Genomic DNA, 14,286 nt, shown 5'->3' on the forward strand with positions numbered 1-14,286 from the left:
CTGTTCGTCACCACTGGCGTGCCACGCGACGAAAGCAACGCTGACCGGGAAAAGGGCCTAGTCAGCACAAGTCATGATCCATGACTATCAGGTCTCTTGTTTTCAGTATGCTTTCGGCATTCACGTCCCTGCTTGCGGGAAAGCCATTTGCGGATTCGCCGGATACCGAAAAATCTATCCTGTGAAAGCCTGGTGAAAGCCAGGCTTGGAATGCAAGCTTCAACTGAAGATCGAAAATCTTATAATATCATGATATAATTAACTTTAATTGGCGATCCCGGAAGGACTCGAACCCTCAGCCTGCTGATTAGAAGTCAGCTGCTCTATCCAGTTGAGCTACGGGACCGCTGGCGACGTTATGGTCCGAGCCACGCGGGGTTGGCAAGCGGGTAACGGGCCGATATTGCTTGAACCTCGTTCAGGCGATGGAGTCCAATATGGCACGCGACACCGCGAAACGGCGCGAAGACCTGCGCGAAAAGCTCTTGGATATTGCCGAAGCGGATATCCGCAACAACGGCCTCACTTCGCTGAGGGCTCGGACACTTGCAGACCAAGCCGGTTGTGCCGTGGGTGCGATCTACAACGTCTTCGATGACATGACCGGATTGATCCTTGCGGTCAACGGGCGCACCTTTCGCCGCATGGGGGCTTTTGTTTCTGGCACGCTGAAGGAAAACCCCGAGGCCGACGCGACCGAAACACTTGTAACGATCGCCAAGGCATACCTGTCATTCGCCATTGAAAACCCCAACCTTTGGCGCGCCTTGTTCGAGGTCGAAATGTCCACCGAGGGAAATGTTCCCGCCTGGTACATGGACGAACTGGGACGTCTGTTCTCGATCATTTCGACTCCGATCGCGGAGCTAAATCCGGACGCAACCGCCTCCGAGATCGATCTGATGACCCGAACTCTCTTCTCCTCCGTCCATGGAATCGTCCTTCTTGGGCTCGAAAAGCGAATCTCCGGCGTCCCGCGCGAGCGCATGGAAGACATGATCGAGTATCTCCTGAAGAGCGTAACAGCCTGAAAACTCAAGCGTATGAACGTCGTTCAAAAATGTATTGAACAATGTTCAAGTATCTGTATCATCCCCTTTATGAACAATGTTCACGGGAGTGGGAACATGCTTGCAACCCTGAGAGTCCTATTCGACGGCGAGCGCGCCAGGACCGAAGATCGCCTCAAAGACACCTATGCAATCGAATTGATCGAGCAACGCATCCGCGAAGCCGAAACGAATCTTTCCTCGGCCAAACTGACGCTTGCAAGCCTGATACAGCGGAGGCGTTCCGAACAGCGCCTCATCGACACACTGGATGCACGCATCAAGTCTCTGGAGGGCCGCGCGCAGGAAGCACTCGATGCCAGGCGCGACGCTCTGGTTTCCGAGGCCGCGCAATCAATTGCGGACATGGAAAACGAACGACATCTCCGTCGTGAGACGATCGACAGGCTCGACACGCGCATCGCTCAGCTACAGCGTTCGGTCGAAAACGCCCATCGCCGCATCATCGACCTCAAACAAGGCGCCATAACCGCCCGGGCCATACGCCGCGAACAAAGCATCCAGAAAAGGCTCAATCAAACCATCGCGGGCGTCAGCGCGGCGGACGAGGCCGAAGCGCTGATCAAACGCGTCGTCGATCAGGATGACCCCTTCGAACAGTCCGAGATCCTGCGCGGCATAGACCGCCAACTTCTGGGCGAAGCCGCCGAAGAGAAACTCGCGGATGCGGGCTTCGGCGCCCCCAACAAGGTAACAGCAGGCGCCGTCCTTGAACGGCTCAAGGCCGGGAAATAGTCGGATCGAAAGGACAAACTCATGCTGAACAAGACCGAAAACACCCTGATCATCAACTTTAACCTATTCGGCATCTTCGTCGCACTCGGGATGCTCTCCCTGTCGATCTGGCTGACACCCGTCGCCCTTGCAACCAAGGGCTTCTGGGCAATCGGTGTGCTGATGCTGTCACTGGCGTTGGTGAATTTCGTGAAATACCGGATCGAAGACCGCATTCGCGAAGACCGGCTGAACCGGCTGGAAAACGCTCGCAACGAAAAGCTTCTTGAAGAGTATGTAACCGATCGCGCCGCGTGAATCCCAGTCGCACCCAACCTTTGGCCCCCGCTTCATGCGGGGCCGTTTCCGGCCTTATCCAGAGTGCTACCCTCCTGCGGTCAAAGCGCTCTGGTCATGAAAAAGGAATTGGGGTCCGCCGTGTAACCCGCGAACGGACTACAGGTGGTAAAGCCATTCCGACCATAGAATGCGCGCGCCGCACCAAAGGTCTCTTGGCTTCCGGTCTCAAGAGAGACCCGTTCCATGCCCGCAGTCCGAGCCTCATCGAGCAACCGGTCGAGGATCAGGTCCGCCAGCCCCTGACCTCGCCGATCCTGGCGAACATGCATCGACTTCAGCTCCCCGTGAGTGCCGTCAAGCGCCTTCAAGGCACCGATAGCCACGGCTTCGTCTGAATCAAAAACCGCAACGAACAGCACGTTGGAGCGCTCCAACCCGTCTGCATCCATGGCATGCACGCTGCAGGCCGGGCTAGAGGCCCGCATCAGGTCAAGATGCATCGAGACAAGCGGCAGAACGCGCGGATCGTTGGGTCGAACTCGAACCGGCTTCAATGGGTCCAGGCGCCACGGCGATCGGTGGCGAAGTTTTCACCGTAACCGCGTTGGCGGATATTCTGTCTGCGCGCCTTCGGTTCGGTCACAACCGCATCGATGCCATGCTCCTTGGCATAGTCCAAAGCGGCTTCCTTCGTCGGGAACTTTATCCTCACCTGTGCCTGCGTGTCCGACGACGATGTCCAGCCCATAAGCGGATCAACCTCGCGCGCCGTATCGTTGACAAACTCCAGGACCCACTCGCGGGTCTTGGCCTGCCCCGAGGACATCGCGGATTTTGCAGGTCGGTAAATGCGTGCGGTCATGATCGGTTCCCGTGTGGTCGGGACAGCTATCGGAAATATTGAGGAAAGGATCAAGTGCTTTGCAGCAAAACGCCGACCGGACTGCGAGGAGCGAGGGGTGGGTGGGTCGCGGTGTCCGGCCGGCGTTCCGTTCTGCTGCTAGTAATGATCGGATACTCCAAAAAAGAGAATCTGTAAACCAGTTTTCCCGTATAGGTTGTAAAATTCTTTTGACACTCTTCCCGCCGATGCATCCTCCTGACACCTGCTGTCAGCATGCGGGGTTGAACCCTGCGGCGTTAACCTCAATCTTACGTCTCTGACCCCCGGAGCCCCGAACGCATGCACAACAATTCCCCCGAGCAGATGCCCATTCTGAACTCTCCTGCTCCCGACGTGCGTACGCGCGAAAAACTCGAAGGCGGGCGCCGTCTTGTCATGCACACCGAGTTCAAGCCAGCGGGCGACCAGCCGACCGCGATCGCCGAACTGGCACAGGGAGTAAGGGACGGCGAGCAGAACCAGGTTCTCCTTGGCGCCACCGGCACCGGCAAGACCTACACCATGGCCAAGGTGATCGAGGAAACCCAGCGCCCCGCGATCATCCTCGCCCCCAACAAGACACTCGCCGCCCAGCTTTACGGAGAATTCAAGGGCTTCTTTCCCGAAAACGCCGTCGAATACTTCGTATCGTATTACGACTACTACCAGCCCGAGGCCTACGTCCCGCGCTCGGACACCTACATAGAAAAAGAAGCGCAGATCAACGAACAGATCGACCGGATGCGCCACTCCGCCACCCGGGCTCTGCTCGAGCGCGACGACGTGATCATCGTGGCCTCGGTCTCGTGCATCTACGGCATCGGATCGGTCGAAACCTACGGCGCGATGACGCAGGACCTCTATGCCGGCAAGGAATACGATCCACGCAAGGTGATTGCCGATCTCATTGCGCAGCAATACCGCCGCAACGATCAGGCGTTTCACCGCGGAACCTTCCGCGTCCGAGGCGACGTGATCGAAATATGGCCGGCGCACCTTGAAGACCGCGCATGGCGGCTGAACTTCTTCGGCGAGGAGCTCGAAAACATCACCGAGTTCGACCCGTTGACCGGTGAGAAGACCGATACCTTCGAACGCGTGCGAATCTACGCCAACTCTCACTACGTTACGCCGCGCCCGACGCTTCAGCAGGCGATCAAGGGCATCAAGGCCGAACTCAAGACGCGCCTAGGCCAACTCGTCGACGAAGGCAAACTGCTCGAAGCGCAGCGCCTCGAACAGCGCACCAACTTCGACCTCGAGATGATGGAGGCCACCGGCTCCTGCAACGGCATCGAGAACTATTCGCGTTACCTGACGGGCCGCGCCCCCGGCGAGCCGCCCCCCACCCTCTTCGAGTTCATCCCCGACAACGCCATCGTCTTCGCCGACGAAAGCCACGTCTCAGTCCCTCAGATCGGCGGCATGTACAGGGGTGACTATCGCCGCAAATTCACACTGGCCGAACACGGCTTCCGGCTTCCTTCCTGCATGGACAACCGACCCCTCAAGTTTGAGGAGTGGGATGCCATGCGCCCGCAATCGGTGTTCGTCAGCGCAACGCCTCAAGCGTGGGAACTGGAGCAAACCGGCGGCGTTTTCACCGAACAGGTCATCCGTCCCACCGGCCTACTCGACCCACAGGTCGAAATCCGTCCGGTCGAGATGCAGGTCGACGACCTTCTGGATGAGGTGCGCAAGGTCGCCGCCAAGGGCTTCCGCACGCTGGTCACCACGCTGACGAAACGCATGGCCGAAGACCTGACCGAGTACATGCACGAGCAGGGTATCCGCGTGCGCTACATGCATTCCGACATCGACACGCTGGAACGCATCGAGATCCTCCGTGATCTCCGGCTCGGTGCATTCGACGTGCTGATCGGCATCAACCTCCTGCGCGAAGGCCTCGACATCCCCGAATGCGGCCTCGTCGCGATCCTCGACGCCGACAAGGAAGGCTTCCTGCGCTCCGAAACCTCGCTCATCCAGACCATCGGCCGCGCCGCACGAAATGCCGAAGGCAGGGTCATCATGTACGCCGACCGCATCACCGGCTCGATGGAGCGTGCCTTGGGCGAAACCGACCGCCGCCGCGCCAAGCAGATCGCCTATAACGAGGAACACGGCATCACCCCCGCCACCGTCAAGAAAAACGTCGAGGACGTCCTCGCAGGCCTATACCGGGGCGACACCGACATGAGCCGCGTGACGGCGAAGGTCGAAAGGCCCGGTGCGAACCTTCAGACCGTCCTGGAGGGCTTACGGACCGACATGCGTAAGGCCGCAGAGAACCTCGAATTCGAAGAAGCCGCACGGCTGCGCGACGAGATCAAGCGGCTGGAGACGGTAGAACTGACCATCGCCGACGACCCGCTGGCGCGGCAGTCGGCGGTGGAAGAAGCCGTCGAAGCTGGCAAGAAGGCATCAGGCAGGTCGACGGCAGGAAGGGCCGGTCAGAGAGGAGGAAATGTAAAAAGGCGGAGGAAGTAGCGTCCCGCCCTACCAGACGGGAGCACCCACTTTGCTTCAATCCTGATCTGCGGCAAAAGCACCGATCATTGTCGTGGCGATACCTCCGATATTCGAGGTGCCGGTTCCCTCGAAATACCCGCCGACCGCAGTCGCGTTCGTTTCAAAGAACTCACCATCGACAACTACGTTGCTGAAACTTGCAAGGTTCAGTTCTGCAAGATCAAGCGTTGCATCCATCGAAAAGGTATTTCCCGAAATCGAACCATTGGCCAGAGTGATCGTAGTCGGATCAATTCCCGCGCCACCAAAACCGCAGCCACAATCGGTCAAGTCAATTGTACCGCTAAGGGTACCGCCACCAAAATCCACGGAGAGATTTGCCGGTCCATTGGCTGATGTCCAGAACGTATTGTCGACGGCGTTGATCGATATATTACCTGTTCCGGAAAATGTTGCGATATCGGAACGTCCGGAGACGGCATTGGGATCTGTATTGAATCCAACCAGCGTCGGGCCCCACTGCCTGAATGCGCTGGAGCCTCTATCGTCAAATAGATTCATCCAAACGAAACCAAGTTGATTATTGTCGGACAGGAACATCGGAGAGACCCAGACCTCGATATCCCCGGACACGCCTTCGAAACGTGAATCAACAGGGTCCCAATTCACAGTGACAGGAACGCCGTCGAACGTAACGATGAACTCATCCACATTCGCGGTATCCTCGAATGACAAATTGACCGTCGAAATCCCTACTGTTGGCGGACTGGAGAAATCTCCACCTTGCAGCCGCGGCGAAGCCGCTACGCTTTCCCCAACCGTGTCGAGATCGATTGAACCAGATGCATATCCACTTTCACCCGTGGGCAGATTGACTATTTCGCCACTCCCCCCTCCACAAGCTGACAGAACAAACACAGGCAGAATTATATATGGAACATTTTTCATCACACCCCCCGAGCCAGTGAAATTTTCGACGTCTACTTATTTGGAATTATTTTCGAATATTTCATCTTTCCAATTAAACAATCCAAATTGTTTGAAGTGGGCACAACTAGACTCAAGTAAAGGTCACTTTTTTCAGACGCCGGTTTGAATCTTCCTTTGCCTCCCCTACTCCACAGGAGCAGTATGGGCTGCCCCTACCAATCCTTGCATATACCCCCTAGACTCCCCGCTGATCGCCAACCGGGACCCCGCTGCGTGCAGAAAGTCGCCTTAACAGCACTGACCGTCGTACTTGCCACCCCGGCAGACGCTCTCACTTGCCTGGAGCATCCCTACGTCAAGCCCGCACACCCGGTCACAGCCGACATCGCCGCCGTACGCATCGCCCTCGCGCCTTTCGGCAGCCTTCTGGCATCGCTCGACGCCACCCGTCCCCTCATCTGCGCCAGCGACGCCCCCAGCGAAGCCCTTGGCACCTTCGGCGCGGACGACAACCGGATCACTGTAGACGCCACTTTGCCCCCGCCAAAGCGCGTCGCCGTCCTTCTCCACGAGATCCGCCACCTCGATCAGAATCTGCGCGGCATCTGCCCTGCTTCCACGCTCACCATGCGCGAAAACGCCCGCGCCATGTTCGCCCTTGAAGCCGACGCAATGGCTGTCACGCATCTGATCGCCTGGTCCAGCCTCGAACGCGGCAGCACTGATCTCTTCGACACGCTTCGCAGCAGCATCGAAACCGCCGATATCGCTGCTGCCTTCGAGACATCCATCACGGAAGCAAATGACCCGGCACTTGCCACTGCGGCAGCCTTCGACGCCTGGTATGCCTCCGACGCCCGGCGTGAGCGTTACTACATCTCGACCTGTATGGCCTACCTCGATCGAAAGGAGGCCGAGGACAGCCTCGCCGGGACCGCGCCTCTCACGACCGATTTCCTGACCCATATCTGCAACCTGCCGGACCAGACCAGCTACCCTTGCAGCGAACCCGACAGCCCTATTCCCCGATAACGGCAGGCAACCAGCAAAACGGCGCGCAAACCATCGCCCGCGCGCCGCAATCTGTGTCGGAGCCAGGAACTACGCTGTCCAGTGGTCCACGACGTCATAACCCTCGGGCACCGGCATCTCGGCCAAAAACTCGCCCATCTTGCTCCAGATATTGCGCACGCGTTCGATGTTGCCATCCGAGACCTCGCGGCTTTCGACAAGCGAAATCACGTAACCTGATCCGTCCGCATTCAGGACGTTGGTGAAGTTGATCATGCCGGGCAGCGCCATGATCTCGGGCTTCAGTTCCCGCGCCCGCGCCGTGGCGGCCTCAACCGTTCCAGCCTTTAATTTATACGGTGTAATCCTTGCAAACATGTGCACATCCCCCTGTGTCAAATTGTGATGAAGAAAACGCGTCACCCCCTAACGCACAGGGCTTACTAGCATAGTTTGTGAAAAAAATCGCTCGCCAGGCTCAGAACACGCCCGCCACCTCGTACATCACCGGCTCGAACCGCGTGCAAAGGCTGGCGATCTCACGGTTGCGTTTGCGCATCTCGTCCGAGCGCAACATTGCCTGGAAATCCTCCCGCTGCTCCCATTGCGAGTAGTTCGCGATCCGGGTCTGCGCGTCGTTGACATGCAGCCCGGCCGCGATGAAACCGGGCTGCTTCGAGATGAAATTCTCGTACGCGCTGGTCAGCGCATCCAGAAGATCTGCACAGGTTCCAGGAGAACACTCGAACGTGGTCATCACGGTCTGGCATTTGCGGGTGATGTCGATCTGCAGCATGGGACTCCTCCTTTGTCATCAGTGTATCACCTTTTCCCGCCGACAGCAGAAATCCCGCGTCACGATCTGTCTTGGTCCGTTTGCTCGTCCACCGATTGCCGAAGCAAAATCCGGACTTGGACGCGGGCCTAATGGCGTCGGCGGCTTAGCAGCAAGTACATTGCCCAGCTTCCAATCGCTGCAATTGCCGCCGCCACATAGGTCCAGGCCGCGGCCTTCAGTACCGCCCTCGCCCCCTCCATTTCGGCCTCGCTGCGGATAATGCCCAAACCTTCAAGATGCTTCAGCGCTCTCCGCGACGCGTCGAACTCCACCGGCAGCGTCACCAGCGCGAAAAGCGACGACACCCCGAACAAAAGCGCACCGATCCACATGATGGGCTGCGACTGGATCATCAGGCCTCCAAAGAACACCAGAGGTGCGGCGGTCGAGCCAGCCTTCACCAGGGGGACAATGGCGGACCGGAACTCCATCGGCCCGTAATCGTCGGCGTCCTGGATCGCGTGGCCGGCTTCATGCGCCGCGATCCCGGCCGCCGCAATCGATGGCACGCCGTACACCGCTTCGGACAGCCTCAGCACCTTGCCGCGCGGATCATAGTGATCCGACATGACACCCTGGACCGGCTCGATCCGAACCTCCCGCAGCCCCCTGGCATCAAGGATGTAACGCGCCACCTCGGCACCGGTCAGGCCATGCCCCAGACCGACGCGTGAATACCGTGAAACAGCCGCTTTGACCCGGGCTTGCGCAAAGGAACCCAGAAGCATCCCGGGCAAAATCAGAATCCAGATCAGGGGATCGCCAAGCATCTCTCACTCCAAAGAACGTTATGCATCAAATTCCAACGGATACCCGGAGCCAAGGCCATTCAATACACCGGCTCCGGTTTCTCAAATAGCGCTCGGATCACCGGCCGCAAATTGTCGACACCTCACTTGAGGAGGCCGCCGAAACATTTGGCTTTCGCGTCTGCCCGATCAAACCCGCTGCCACTACAGAGTCCAACGACAACGCATCGATCCGTCTCGCCGCCTCTTGTCATTCGACGCGCAAAACGTAACCCTTGGACGATCTTACGAAAAGGCTGCCAATGCCCGACTTTCATCTCTTCGCCAAAGGCCCACGTCCGGTCGCTCCCTTTTCGCATGCGGTCGAGGCCGATGGTTGGGTCATCCTGACCGGACAGATGCCCACCGATCCCGACGCGCCCGATGCGCCGCTCCCTGCGGGTATCGAAGCCCAGACGCGCCGCGTCATGGACAACCTTGCGCTCATCCTCGCCGAACTTGATCTGGACCTGTCCCATGTCGTGCAATGCAGGTGTTTCCTGACGGAATTCGAGCGTGACTACGCCGCCTTCAACGAGACCTATAAAAGCTACTTCCCGGAGGACCGGCGTCCCGCGCGCACCACCGTCGGCGTTACCGCGTTGGCTGTGGGAGCTCTCGTAGAAGTCGACTGCATCGCCCGACGTCCCGAAGCCTGAAACGGCTCTTGCAAGCGAGGCAGGACTTCCCCATCTTTTCGCCATCCGGGCGTGAGGCTCCGCCCGGCGGCTGCAGAGGCAATGATGCCTCGAGAGCGCCACCCCTCCATTCGGACCACAGACCATGCGTCTACTACTCGCCATTGCCGCGTTCGCCGCGCTGGCTTCGCCTGCCCTTGCCGACACCACCACAGGCACCGTCCTCGCCTTCGACCGCAAGGCAAATGTTCTTGTCATGGAAGACAAGACGATCTGGAAACTGACATCGGAGACGGTCATTCCCGACGGCCTCGTTGCCGGTGAGAACGTCAGGATCACCTACACCAGCCTCGGTGACGACGGCATCAAGAGCGTGGACAAACTCGAACGCCTCTAGGCACCTGGAAGGGCGGGTCCTTCCCGCCCTACCCCTTTTCAAGGAATGCGCTAGGATTAGCCCTATGCGCGTCGCCCTCTGCCTCATCATATTCGCTGCGCCGGCTGCAGCCTGGGAATTCACTCCCACGCCGGTCTGTACGCTCTCGCACGAGACGGCCGAGGCAAGCCTCAGCGTGACTTATGACCCGCGTCTCGCCACTCCCTACGCAATCTCGATTTCACAACTGAAGACCTGGCCCGGCGATCCGGTCTTCTCCATTCGCTTCGACGGCCCTCTTGGTCTAACGATCTCCACCGATCGCCAAAGCGTGAGCGAAAGCGGACGCACCCTGACTGTCACCGACAGTGGCTTCGGAAATGTTCTGAACGGGCTCGAGTTCAACATAACCGCCACTGCTCTGCTGGGCGACACCGCCATATCCTTTCCCCTTCACGGCGCAGCCCCGGCCGTGCAAGCATTCCGCGCCTGCACAACAGTCCCAACAGCCTGACACAGCATGGAAAAAGACCCGTTCCGCCCAATTGACGACGACGCCCGCGAGCTTGCCTGGCGATTGGTCCGGACTGCACGGCACGGCGCTCTCGCCGTTCTTCTGCGCGGCGAACCCTTCGCCTCCCGCATCGCCCTTGCCCCTGCAGATGGAAGCTTTCTGACATTGGTCTCCGACCTGGCTCCGCACACCGACGCGCTCCGTCAACACCCGCGCGCATCCCTCATGATCGGCGAGCCCGGAAAGGGTGACCCGCTGGCCCACCCACGCCTGACCGTTTCGGTCGCCGCCGAATTCATCGACAAGCAAGACGCCGCCGCCTACCTCGCGTATCAGCCCAAAGCTAAGCTCTATATCGGCTTCTCCGATTTCCACCTCGTGCGGCTGACAATTTGCGACGCTCTGTTGAACGGCGGCTTCGGCAAGGCCTACCGCATGTCCCCGGCGGATCTCACCGCCTGACCGAAATCACGCACCATTCACGGAGTGGCATAAGGGTTTGACCTGCGGTCCATGGCCGGGAATATTTTTTGATCGGGCATTTCCCCGGTCAGGAAAATTTCAATTCGGTGGTTCATCTATGTCTCTTTCGCAAGGTTTCTTTTTCAGCCTCCTCACCGCACTCCTCGTCATTTTCGGAGATACTCTGATCAAGCTTGCCGCGGACAAGGCAATCTTCTCGTCCAAGCCCATGGCAGGCGGCATACTGCTTTACGCGGCTTCAGCGGTCTGCTGGTACTTCGCCATGCGCCATATGACACTGGCCCAGGCCGCAGTCGCCTACTCGATGCTTACGCTGGTGGCGCTCTGCGCGATCGGCGCAGTGGTTTTCGCCGAACCCATACGCCTGCGGGACGGGATCGGATTGGCTTTTGCCCTGGCAGCCATGTGGCTGATGTCTGAAACTCACTAAACGCGAGCAAAGCCCAAATGGTTCAGCGTATCACGTGCACGCTACAGGGTGCGTGGCGAACTACCCGGCTGGCGGTCGACCCCAGGAAATAGTCGCTCAGCCCGGGCTTGTGCGACGCCAGCACGATGCAGTCGATACCGTTCTCGGAGGCATAGTCCACAATGGTGGGTCCGGCTTTGCCATGGCGCAGAACCGTCTTTACCTCCGACCGCGCGCCCACGACGTTGCGAAGGTCGGCAAGGGCCAACGCGCCCGCGCGCTCGGCAATATCGTTCGGAACCTCTGAAATCACCGAGGCCGGAATAGGCTCCAGCACGGTGATCGCTGTGATCTGCGACATGGGATCGTCCGCGAGTTGCGTCGCGACATGTAGCGCGGTCTCCTGATCGGGCCCGTGAGAGGGATCGATCGCTACCAGAATATTCTTGTACATCGGCATCCTCCATTTTCTCCTGAAAATATGGAGATATGCCGATGTCGCCTTGATCTGGCTCAGACGAGTTCACGCAATCAAACCGGCTTATCCGCGCGCACCGTCACATGAATCCGCCCGCGCACCGGCTCGGGCCATGTCAGCGAGACCTCGTCTTGGGACGCCCCGGCTTCCGTCGTCGCATAGGGCATCGCAAAGACCGTGGCTCCGGATGCGTTCAGTATCGCGCCCTCCGTGACCAGCGCCACGACTTCCCGCGCCTTGCCGCCGAAGGGCAGATAGCCGCCCGCGTCGACAGTCCAGGCTGATCCGTTCGACACCTGATCGAATTGCAGTGTGGCAGGGTTCTGGGTGACTTGCCCGATACCGTTGAAGGTGTTCCCGTCAAACACGATGTTCCTGAACGACCCGGTGACGAGTGGTGCAATGGAGCTGTCCACACGCTCTACCCGGTCGGTTGTCCCATTGAGCGACTTGAACGCGTTGCCGGTCACGCTCAGACCCTGAATGAAATGGCCGGGACCATAAGGCTTGATGACAATCCACGAAAACCAGCTGGCCGCGTCGTTCACGGTAAAGATATTCCCGGTAACGGTCAGGCCGCCGAAGGAGAACTCGCTCGAATAATCCGGCGCCTCATCATGCTCGTTCGTCCACTCGATGAAGGCGTTGTCGATATAGTTGCCCGTCACCACCGACTTGACGTTTGGCTCGGTGAAAACCAACCCCGCCACCCGCGGACCATCCGTTACGTTATCACCCTGGAACCAGTGGTTGCCGACGATCAGATGTCCGTTTCCATGCAAGACCATCGTCGTACCGAAACGCTGGAACCTGTTGTCACGGATCTTCGCATCATTCGCGTTCACGTTGAAGCCAAGCGATACCCGCGCAGTCGCATCCACATCCTGTTCGTCCGAGACAAAGTGGCACCGGTCGATCTGTAGGTCCTGGCATCCCCGTCCGTGGCTGGTCACGCCTTTGTCCTTGGGCTTCGTGACGAAGCAATCCTTCAGATGAAACGTCTCGCCGGCCGGCGCCATCAGGATGCCACTCGCCGCGCCCTGGCAGTGGAGTTCCACGTCAGTCAGAGTGAATTTCGACAGCTTGCTGAATCCCGAGAAATCCAGGACGTACTGAAACCGTTTGAAGGTATAGGTCTGGCTGGCCGGCGCTGCATGCAGGGGCTGGCTCAGCGTCACCGTCCCTGCGCCGACGTTCTTCTCGGTCACATAGACTTCCCGCCCCACGCCGGTCCCTTCCACCAGCGAACCGACAGGGACATTGGCCACGTTCGTCACGCCTGTCAACGTAACCGGCTGGCCCGCATCATAGCTGGCCTGGCTGGTATGCGTCTCGGTGTCCCAAGCGGGTCCCGGTACGACGTTGAGCTGCCCATTGCGGATCACACGGCGAATTTCATAGGTCGTCTGGTTTGCCGCAGCCGCCATATCGATGGGGCCGGTCACCTCGACACGGCGACCGCCAAGATCGAGGCTCTCGTGATCGGAAAAGACAAGAAGCGCCTGGAACGCCTTGCGGAACGCCAGTTCTTCGTCCCCGAAAGCAGCCGCATAGGTCGGCAGATCGAAGTTTCGGCGCAAGATGAGATGCTTGTCATCGGGGATAGTCACCGTACCCGCAAATCGCGCCGGATACTCGAACGTCACGTTGTCGGTCAGAACGTACGCCCCCTCGGGCACTAGGATGCCGCGCCCCGCCGCCGCAGCATTCGCCGCCACGAAGCCTGCCGTGCTATCCGTCACCCCGTCACCGACCGCGCCGAAATCCCGGACATCGACCCAATCCATCATCGTGCGATGAAACACCGCCGTCACATCCTCGATCTCCAGATCATCGATGCGAACGATCCCGCCCGTGCCACCGGTCAGGTCCAGACCCAGATGGCCGTACATCACGGGCGATCCCCAGACCATGTCCACGCCCGTCCGCTCTCCGGAACCGATGATGGCCGAGATTTCAGCGACCTCCCCATAGTTCGTCAGAGTGACCGACGGTCCGAACACCGTCAGACCCGCAACCGCCGCACCACCCGACTGCCCGGCCCATCCGCCAATCCGGACACTGGGCAAGGCCCCCGAGATTGCCTTAACCCGCGCAGTCACACGCAGATAGCATCCGGGCAGGATCGGCGTCTCTCCGGTGAAGCGGATTTTCTGCAGGCTGTCGGTCTTGAGAATCTCGAGGCAGGAACCGAAATCGGTGTCGCCGGGAACCACCGCCGCAGTGCCAACCGTGTCATAGGTGACGGAGCCCGGCGTGCCGTCCTCGCTCGACCAGACCGCCAGCCCAGCGGAAAATGACGGCGGCATCAGTACCAAACCGTCGGTGATTGCCTTGTTCATCGCTGACCCTTTCCTCTCACGGAGATTTGGTCAGGACGTT

18 protein-coding genes and 1 tRNA gene are annotated in these 14,286 nt (G+C 59.2%); 10 read left to right on the forward strand and 9 right to left on the reverse strand.

The genetic code is table 11. The features are described 5' to 3' along the window. Positions 1-269 precede the first annotated feature (269 nt). Positions 270-346 (reverse strand) — tRNA-Arg (locus ACKLNI_RS17415). Positions 347-437: 91 nt separating this feature from the next. Here ACKLNI_RS17415 and ACKLNI_RS17420 point away from each other — a divergent pair. The 3 genes from ACKLNI_RS17420 to ACKLNI_RS17430 all read left to right on the forward strand — a co-directional run bounded on the left by ACKLNI_RS17420 (position 438) and on the right by ACKLNI_RS17430 (position 2,102). Then, on the forward strand, positions 438-1,031 hold the full coding sequence (locus ACKLNI_RS17420) for a TetR/AcrR family transcriptional regulator (protein ID WP_413720369.1): 594 nt from the start codon (positions 438-440) through the stop codon (positions 1,029-1,031). A 96-nt stretch (positions 1,032-1,127) separates the two neighbouring features. Next, entirely contained in the window at positions 1,128-1,805 is a 678-nt protein-coding gene (locus ACKLNI_RS17425; protein ID WP_413720370.1) for a PspA/IM30 family protein, read from the forward strand. 21 nt (positions 1,806-1,826) lie between these two features. Continuing rightward, positions 1,827-2,102 carry a hypothetical protein gene (locus tag ACKLNI_RS17430; RefSeq protein ID WP_413720371.1) on the forward strand — a complete coding sequence of 92 codons (276 nt, stop codon included), beginning with the start codon at positions 1,827-1,829 and terminating at the stop codon, positions 2,100-2,102. A gap of 80 nt (positions 2,103-2,182) precedes the next feature. Here ACKLNI_RS17430 and ACKLNI_RS17435 read toward each other — a convergent pair whose 3' ends face one another. Both ACKLNI_RS17435 and ACKLNI_RS17440 read right to left on the reverse strand, forming a co-directional pair. Next, on the reverse strand, positions 2,183-2,638 hold the full coding sequence (locus tag ACKLNI_RS17435) for a GNAT family N-acetyltransferase (protein WP_413720372.1): 456 nt from the start codon (positions 2,636-2,638) through the stop codon (positions 2,183-2,185). Next, on the reverse strand, positions 2,635-2,946 hold the full coding sequence (locus ACKLNI_RS17440) for an ETC complex I subunit (protein ID WP_413720373.1): 312 nt from the start codon (positions 2,944-2,946) through the stop codon (positions 2,635-2,637). Before ACKLNI_RS17440 ends, ACKLNI_RS17435 begins: the two co-directional genes overlap by 4 nt. A gap of 321 nt (positions 2,947-3,267) precedes the next feature. Between ACKLNI_RS17440 and uvrB the strand changes: the two genes are divergently transcribed. Then, positions 3,268-5,457 carry an excinuclease ABC subunit UvrB gene (uvrB, locus tag ACKLNI_RS17445; protein ID WP_413720374.1) on the forward strand — a complete coding sequence of 730 codons (2,190 nt, stop codon included), beginning with the start codon at positions 3,268-3,270 and terminating at the stop codon, positions 5,455-5,457. 36 nt (positions 5,458-5,493) lie between these two features. Here the strand turns inward: uvrB and ACKLNI_RS17450 are convergent, their stop codons facing one another. Continuing rightward, positions 5,494-6,387, reverse strand: a complete 894-nt coding sequence (locus tag ACKLNI_RS17450) for a transferrin-binding protein-like solute binding protein (RefSeq protein WP_413720375.1) — start codon at positions 6,385-6,387, stop codon at positions 5,494-5,496. Positions 6,388-6,642: 255 nt separating this feature from the next. Here ACKLNI_RS17450 and ACKLNI_RS17455 point away from each other — a divergent pair, with 255 nt between their 5' ends. Next, positions 6,643-7,401: a DUF6782 family putative metallopeptidase gene (locus ACKLNI_RS17455; RefSeq protein ID WP_413720376.1), complete on the forward strand. Its 759-nt coding sequence runs from the start codon at positions 6,643-6,645 to the stop codon at positions 7,399-7,401. Between the two features lie 69 nt (positions 7,402-7,470). On the opposite strand, the gene ACKLNI_RS17460 is transcribed toward ACKLNI_RS17455, so the two are convergent. The 3 genes from ACKLNI_RS17460 to ACKLNI_RS17470 form a co-directional block, all read right to left on the reverse strand. Next, on the reverse strand, positions 7,471-7,758 hold the full coding sequence (locus tag ACKLNI_RS17460; protein ID WP_413720377.1) for a S1 domain-containing protein: 288 nt from the start codon (positions 7,756-7,758) through the stop codon (positions 7,471-7,473). 100 nt (positions 7,759-7,858) lie between these two features. Beyond that, positions 7,859-8,176 carry an antibiotic biosynthesis monooxygenase family protein gene (locus ACKLNI_RS17465; RefSeq protein WP_413720378.1) on the reverse strand — a complete coding sequence of 106 codons (318 nt, stop codon included), beginning with the start codon at positions 8,174-8,176 and terminating at the stop codon, positions 7,859-7,861. Positions 8,177-8,304: 128 nt separating this feature from the next. Further along, positions 8,305-8,988: a zinc metallopeptidase gene (locus ACKLNI_RS17470; protein WP_413720379.1), complete on the reverse strand. Its 684-nt coding sequence runs from the start codon at positions 8,986-8,988 to the stop codon at positions 8,305-8,307. Positions 8,989-9,269: 281 nt separating this feature from the next. Between ACKLNI_RS17470 and ACKLNI_RS17475 the strand changes: the two genes are divergently transcribed. The 5 genes from ACKLNI_RS17475 to ACKLNI_RS17495 all read left to right on the forward strand — a co-directional run bounded on the left by ACKLNI_RS17475 (position 9,270) and on the right by ACKLNI_RS17495 (position 11,447). After that, on the forward strand, positions 9,270-9,665 hold the full coding sequence (locus ACKLNI_RS17475; RefSeq protein ID WP_413720380.1) for a RidA family protein: 396 nt from the start codon (positions 9,270-9,272) through the stop codon (positions 9,663-9,665). A 124-nt stretch (positions 9,666-9,789) separates the two neighbouring features. Continuing rightward, positions 9,790-10,041, forward strand: a complete 252-nt coding sequence (locus tag ACKLNI_RS17480; protein WP_413720381.1) for a hypothetical protein — start codon at positions 9,790-9,792, stop codon at positions 10,039-10,041. Positions 10,042-10,105: 64 nt separating this feature from the next. Beyond that, positions 10,106-10,534: a hypothetical protein gene (locus tag ACKLNI_RS17485; protein WP_413720382.1), complete on the forward strand. Its 429-nt coding sequence runs from the start codon at positions 10,106-10,108 to the stop codon at positions 10,532-10,534. A 6-nt stretch (positions 10,535-10,540) separates the two neighbouring features. Beyond that, the gene (locus ACKLNI_RS17490; RefSeq protein WP_413720383.1) at positions 10,541-10,996 is read left to right on the forward strand and encodes a HugZ family pyridoxamine 5'-phosphate oxidase; all 456 of its coding nucleotides are present in this window, start codon (positions 10,541-10,543) and stop codon (positions 10,994-10,996) included. Positions 10,997-11,114: 118 nt separating this feature from the next. Continuing rightward, positions 11,115-11,447 (forward strand): DMT family transporter, encoded by a 333-nt coding sequence (locus tag ACKLNI_RS17495; RefSeq protein WP_413720384.1) that lies wholly within the window; start codon positions 11,115-11,117, stop codon positions 11,445-11,447. A 22-nt stretch (positions 11,448-11,469) separates the two neighbouring features. On the opposite strand, the gene ACKLNI_RS17500 is transcribed toward ACKLNI_RS17495, so the two are convergent. Next, positions 11,470-11,880 (reverse strand): universal stress protein, encoded by a 411-nt coding sequence (locus ACKLNI_RS17500; protein WP_413720385.1) that lies wholly within the window; start codon positions 11,878-11,880, stop codon positions 11,470-11,472. Between the two features lie 77 nt (positions 11,881-11,957). Beyond that, positions 11,958-14,246, reverse strand: a complete 2,289-nt coding sequence (locus ACKLNI_RS17505) for a right-handed parallel beta-helix repeat-containing protein (protein WP_413720386.1) — start codon at positions 14,244-14,246, stop codon at positions 11,958-11,960. Between the last annotated feature and the right edge of the window lie 40 nt (positions 14,247-14,286).

Source organism: Silicimonas lutimaris, assembly GCF_047314965.1.
Classification (GTDB): Bacteria; Pseudomonadota; Alphaproteobacteria; order Rhodobacterales; family Rhodobacteraceae; genus JAVJUV01.

Bases quoted from the DNA above. Each gene is read 5' to 3' on its own strand.
- ACKLNI_RS17430 (WP_413720371.1), top strand. From the start codon at position 1,827: ATGCTGAACAAGACCGAAAACACCCTGATCATCAACTTTAACCTATTC.
- ACKLNI_RS17490 (WP_413720383.1), top strand. From the start codon at position 10,541: ATGGAAAAAGACCCGTTCCGCCCAATTGACGACGACGCCCGCGAGCTT.
- ACKLNI_RS17480 (WP_413720381.1), top strand. From the start codon at position 9,790: ATGCGTCTACTACTCGCCATTGCCGCGTTCGCCGCGCTGGCTTCGCCT.
- ACKLNI_RS17440 (WP_413720373.1), bottom strand. From the start codon at position 2,946: ATGACCGCACGCATTTACCGACCTGCAAAATCCGCGATGTCCTCGGGG.
- ACKLNI_RS17475 (WP_413720380.1), top strand. From the start codon at position 9,270: ATGCCCGACTTTCATCTCTTCGCCAAAGGCCCACGTCCGGTCGCTCCC.
- ACKLNI_RS17470 (WP_413720379.1), bottom strand. From the start codon at position 8,988: ATGCTTGGCGATCCCCTGATCTGGATTCTGATTTTGCCCGGGATGCTT.
- ACKLNI_RS17465 (WP_413720378.1), bottom strand. From the start codon at position 8,176: ATGCTGCAGATCGACATCACCCGCAAATGCCAGACCGTGATGACCACG.
- ACKLNI_RS17460 (WP_413720377.1), bottom strand. From the start codon at position 7,758: ATGTTTGCAAGGATTACACCGTATAAATTAAAGGCTGGAACGGTTGAG.
- ACKLNI_RS17495 (WP_413720384.1), top strand. From the start codon at position 11,115: ATGTCTCTTTCGCAAGGTTTCTTTTTCAGCCTCCTCACCGCACTCCTC.
- ACKLNI_RS17500 (WP_413720385.1), bottom strand. From the start codon at position 11,880: ATGTACAAGAATATTCTGGTAGCGATCGATCCCTCTCACGGGCCCGAT.
- ACKLNI_RS17505 (WP_413720386.1), bottom strand. From the start codon at position 14,246: ATGAACAAGGCAATCACCGACGGTTTGGTACTGATGCCGCCGTCATTT.
- uvrB (WP_413720374.1), top strand. From the start codon at position 3,268: ATGCACAACAATTCCCCCGAGCAGATGCCCATTCTGAACTCTCCTGCT.
- ACKLNI_RS17450 (WP_413720375.1), bottom strand. From the start codon at position 6,387: ATGAAAAATGTTCCATATATAATTCTGCCTGTGTTTGTTCTGTCAGCT.
- ACKLNI_RS17425 (WP_413720370.1), top strand. From the start codon at position 1,128: ATGCTTGCAACCCTGAGAGTCCTATTCGACGGCGAGCGCGCCAGGACC.
- ACKLNI_RS17420 (WP_413720369.1), top strand. From the start codon at position 438: ATGGCACGCGACACCGCGAAACGGCGCGAAGACCTGCGCGAAAAGCTC.
- ACKLNI_RS17485 (WP_413720382.1), top strand. From the start codon at position 10,106: ATGCGCGTCGCCCTCTGCCTCATCATATTCGCTGCGCCGGCTGCAGCC.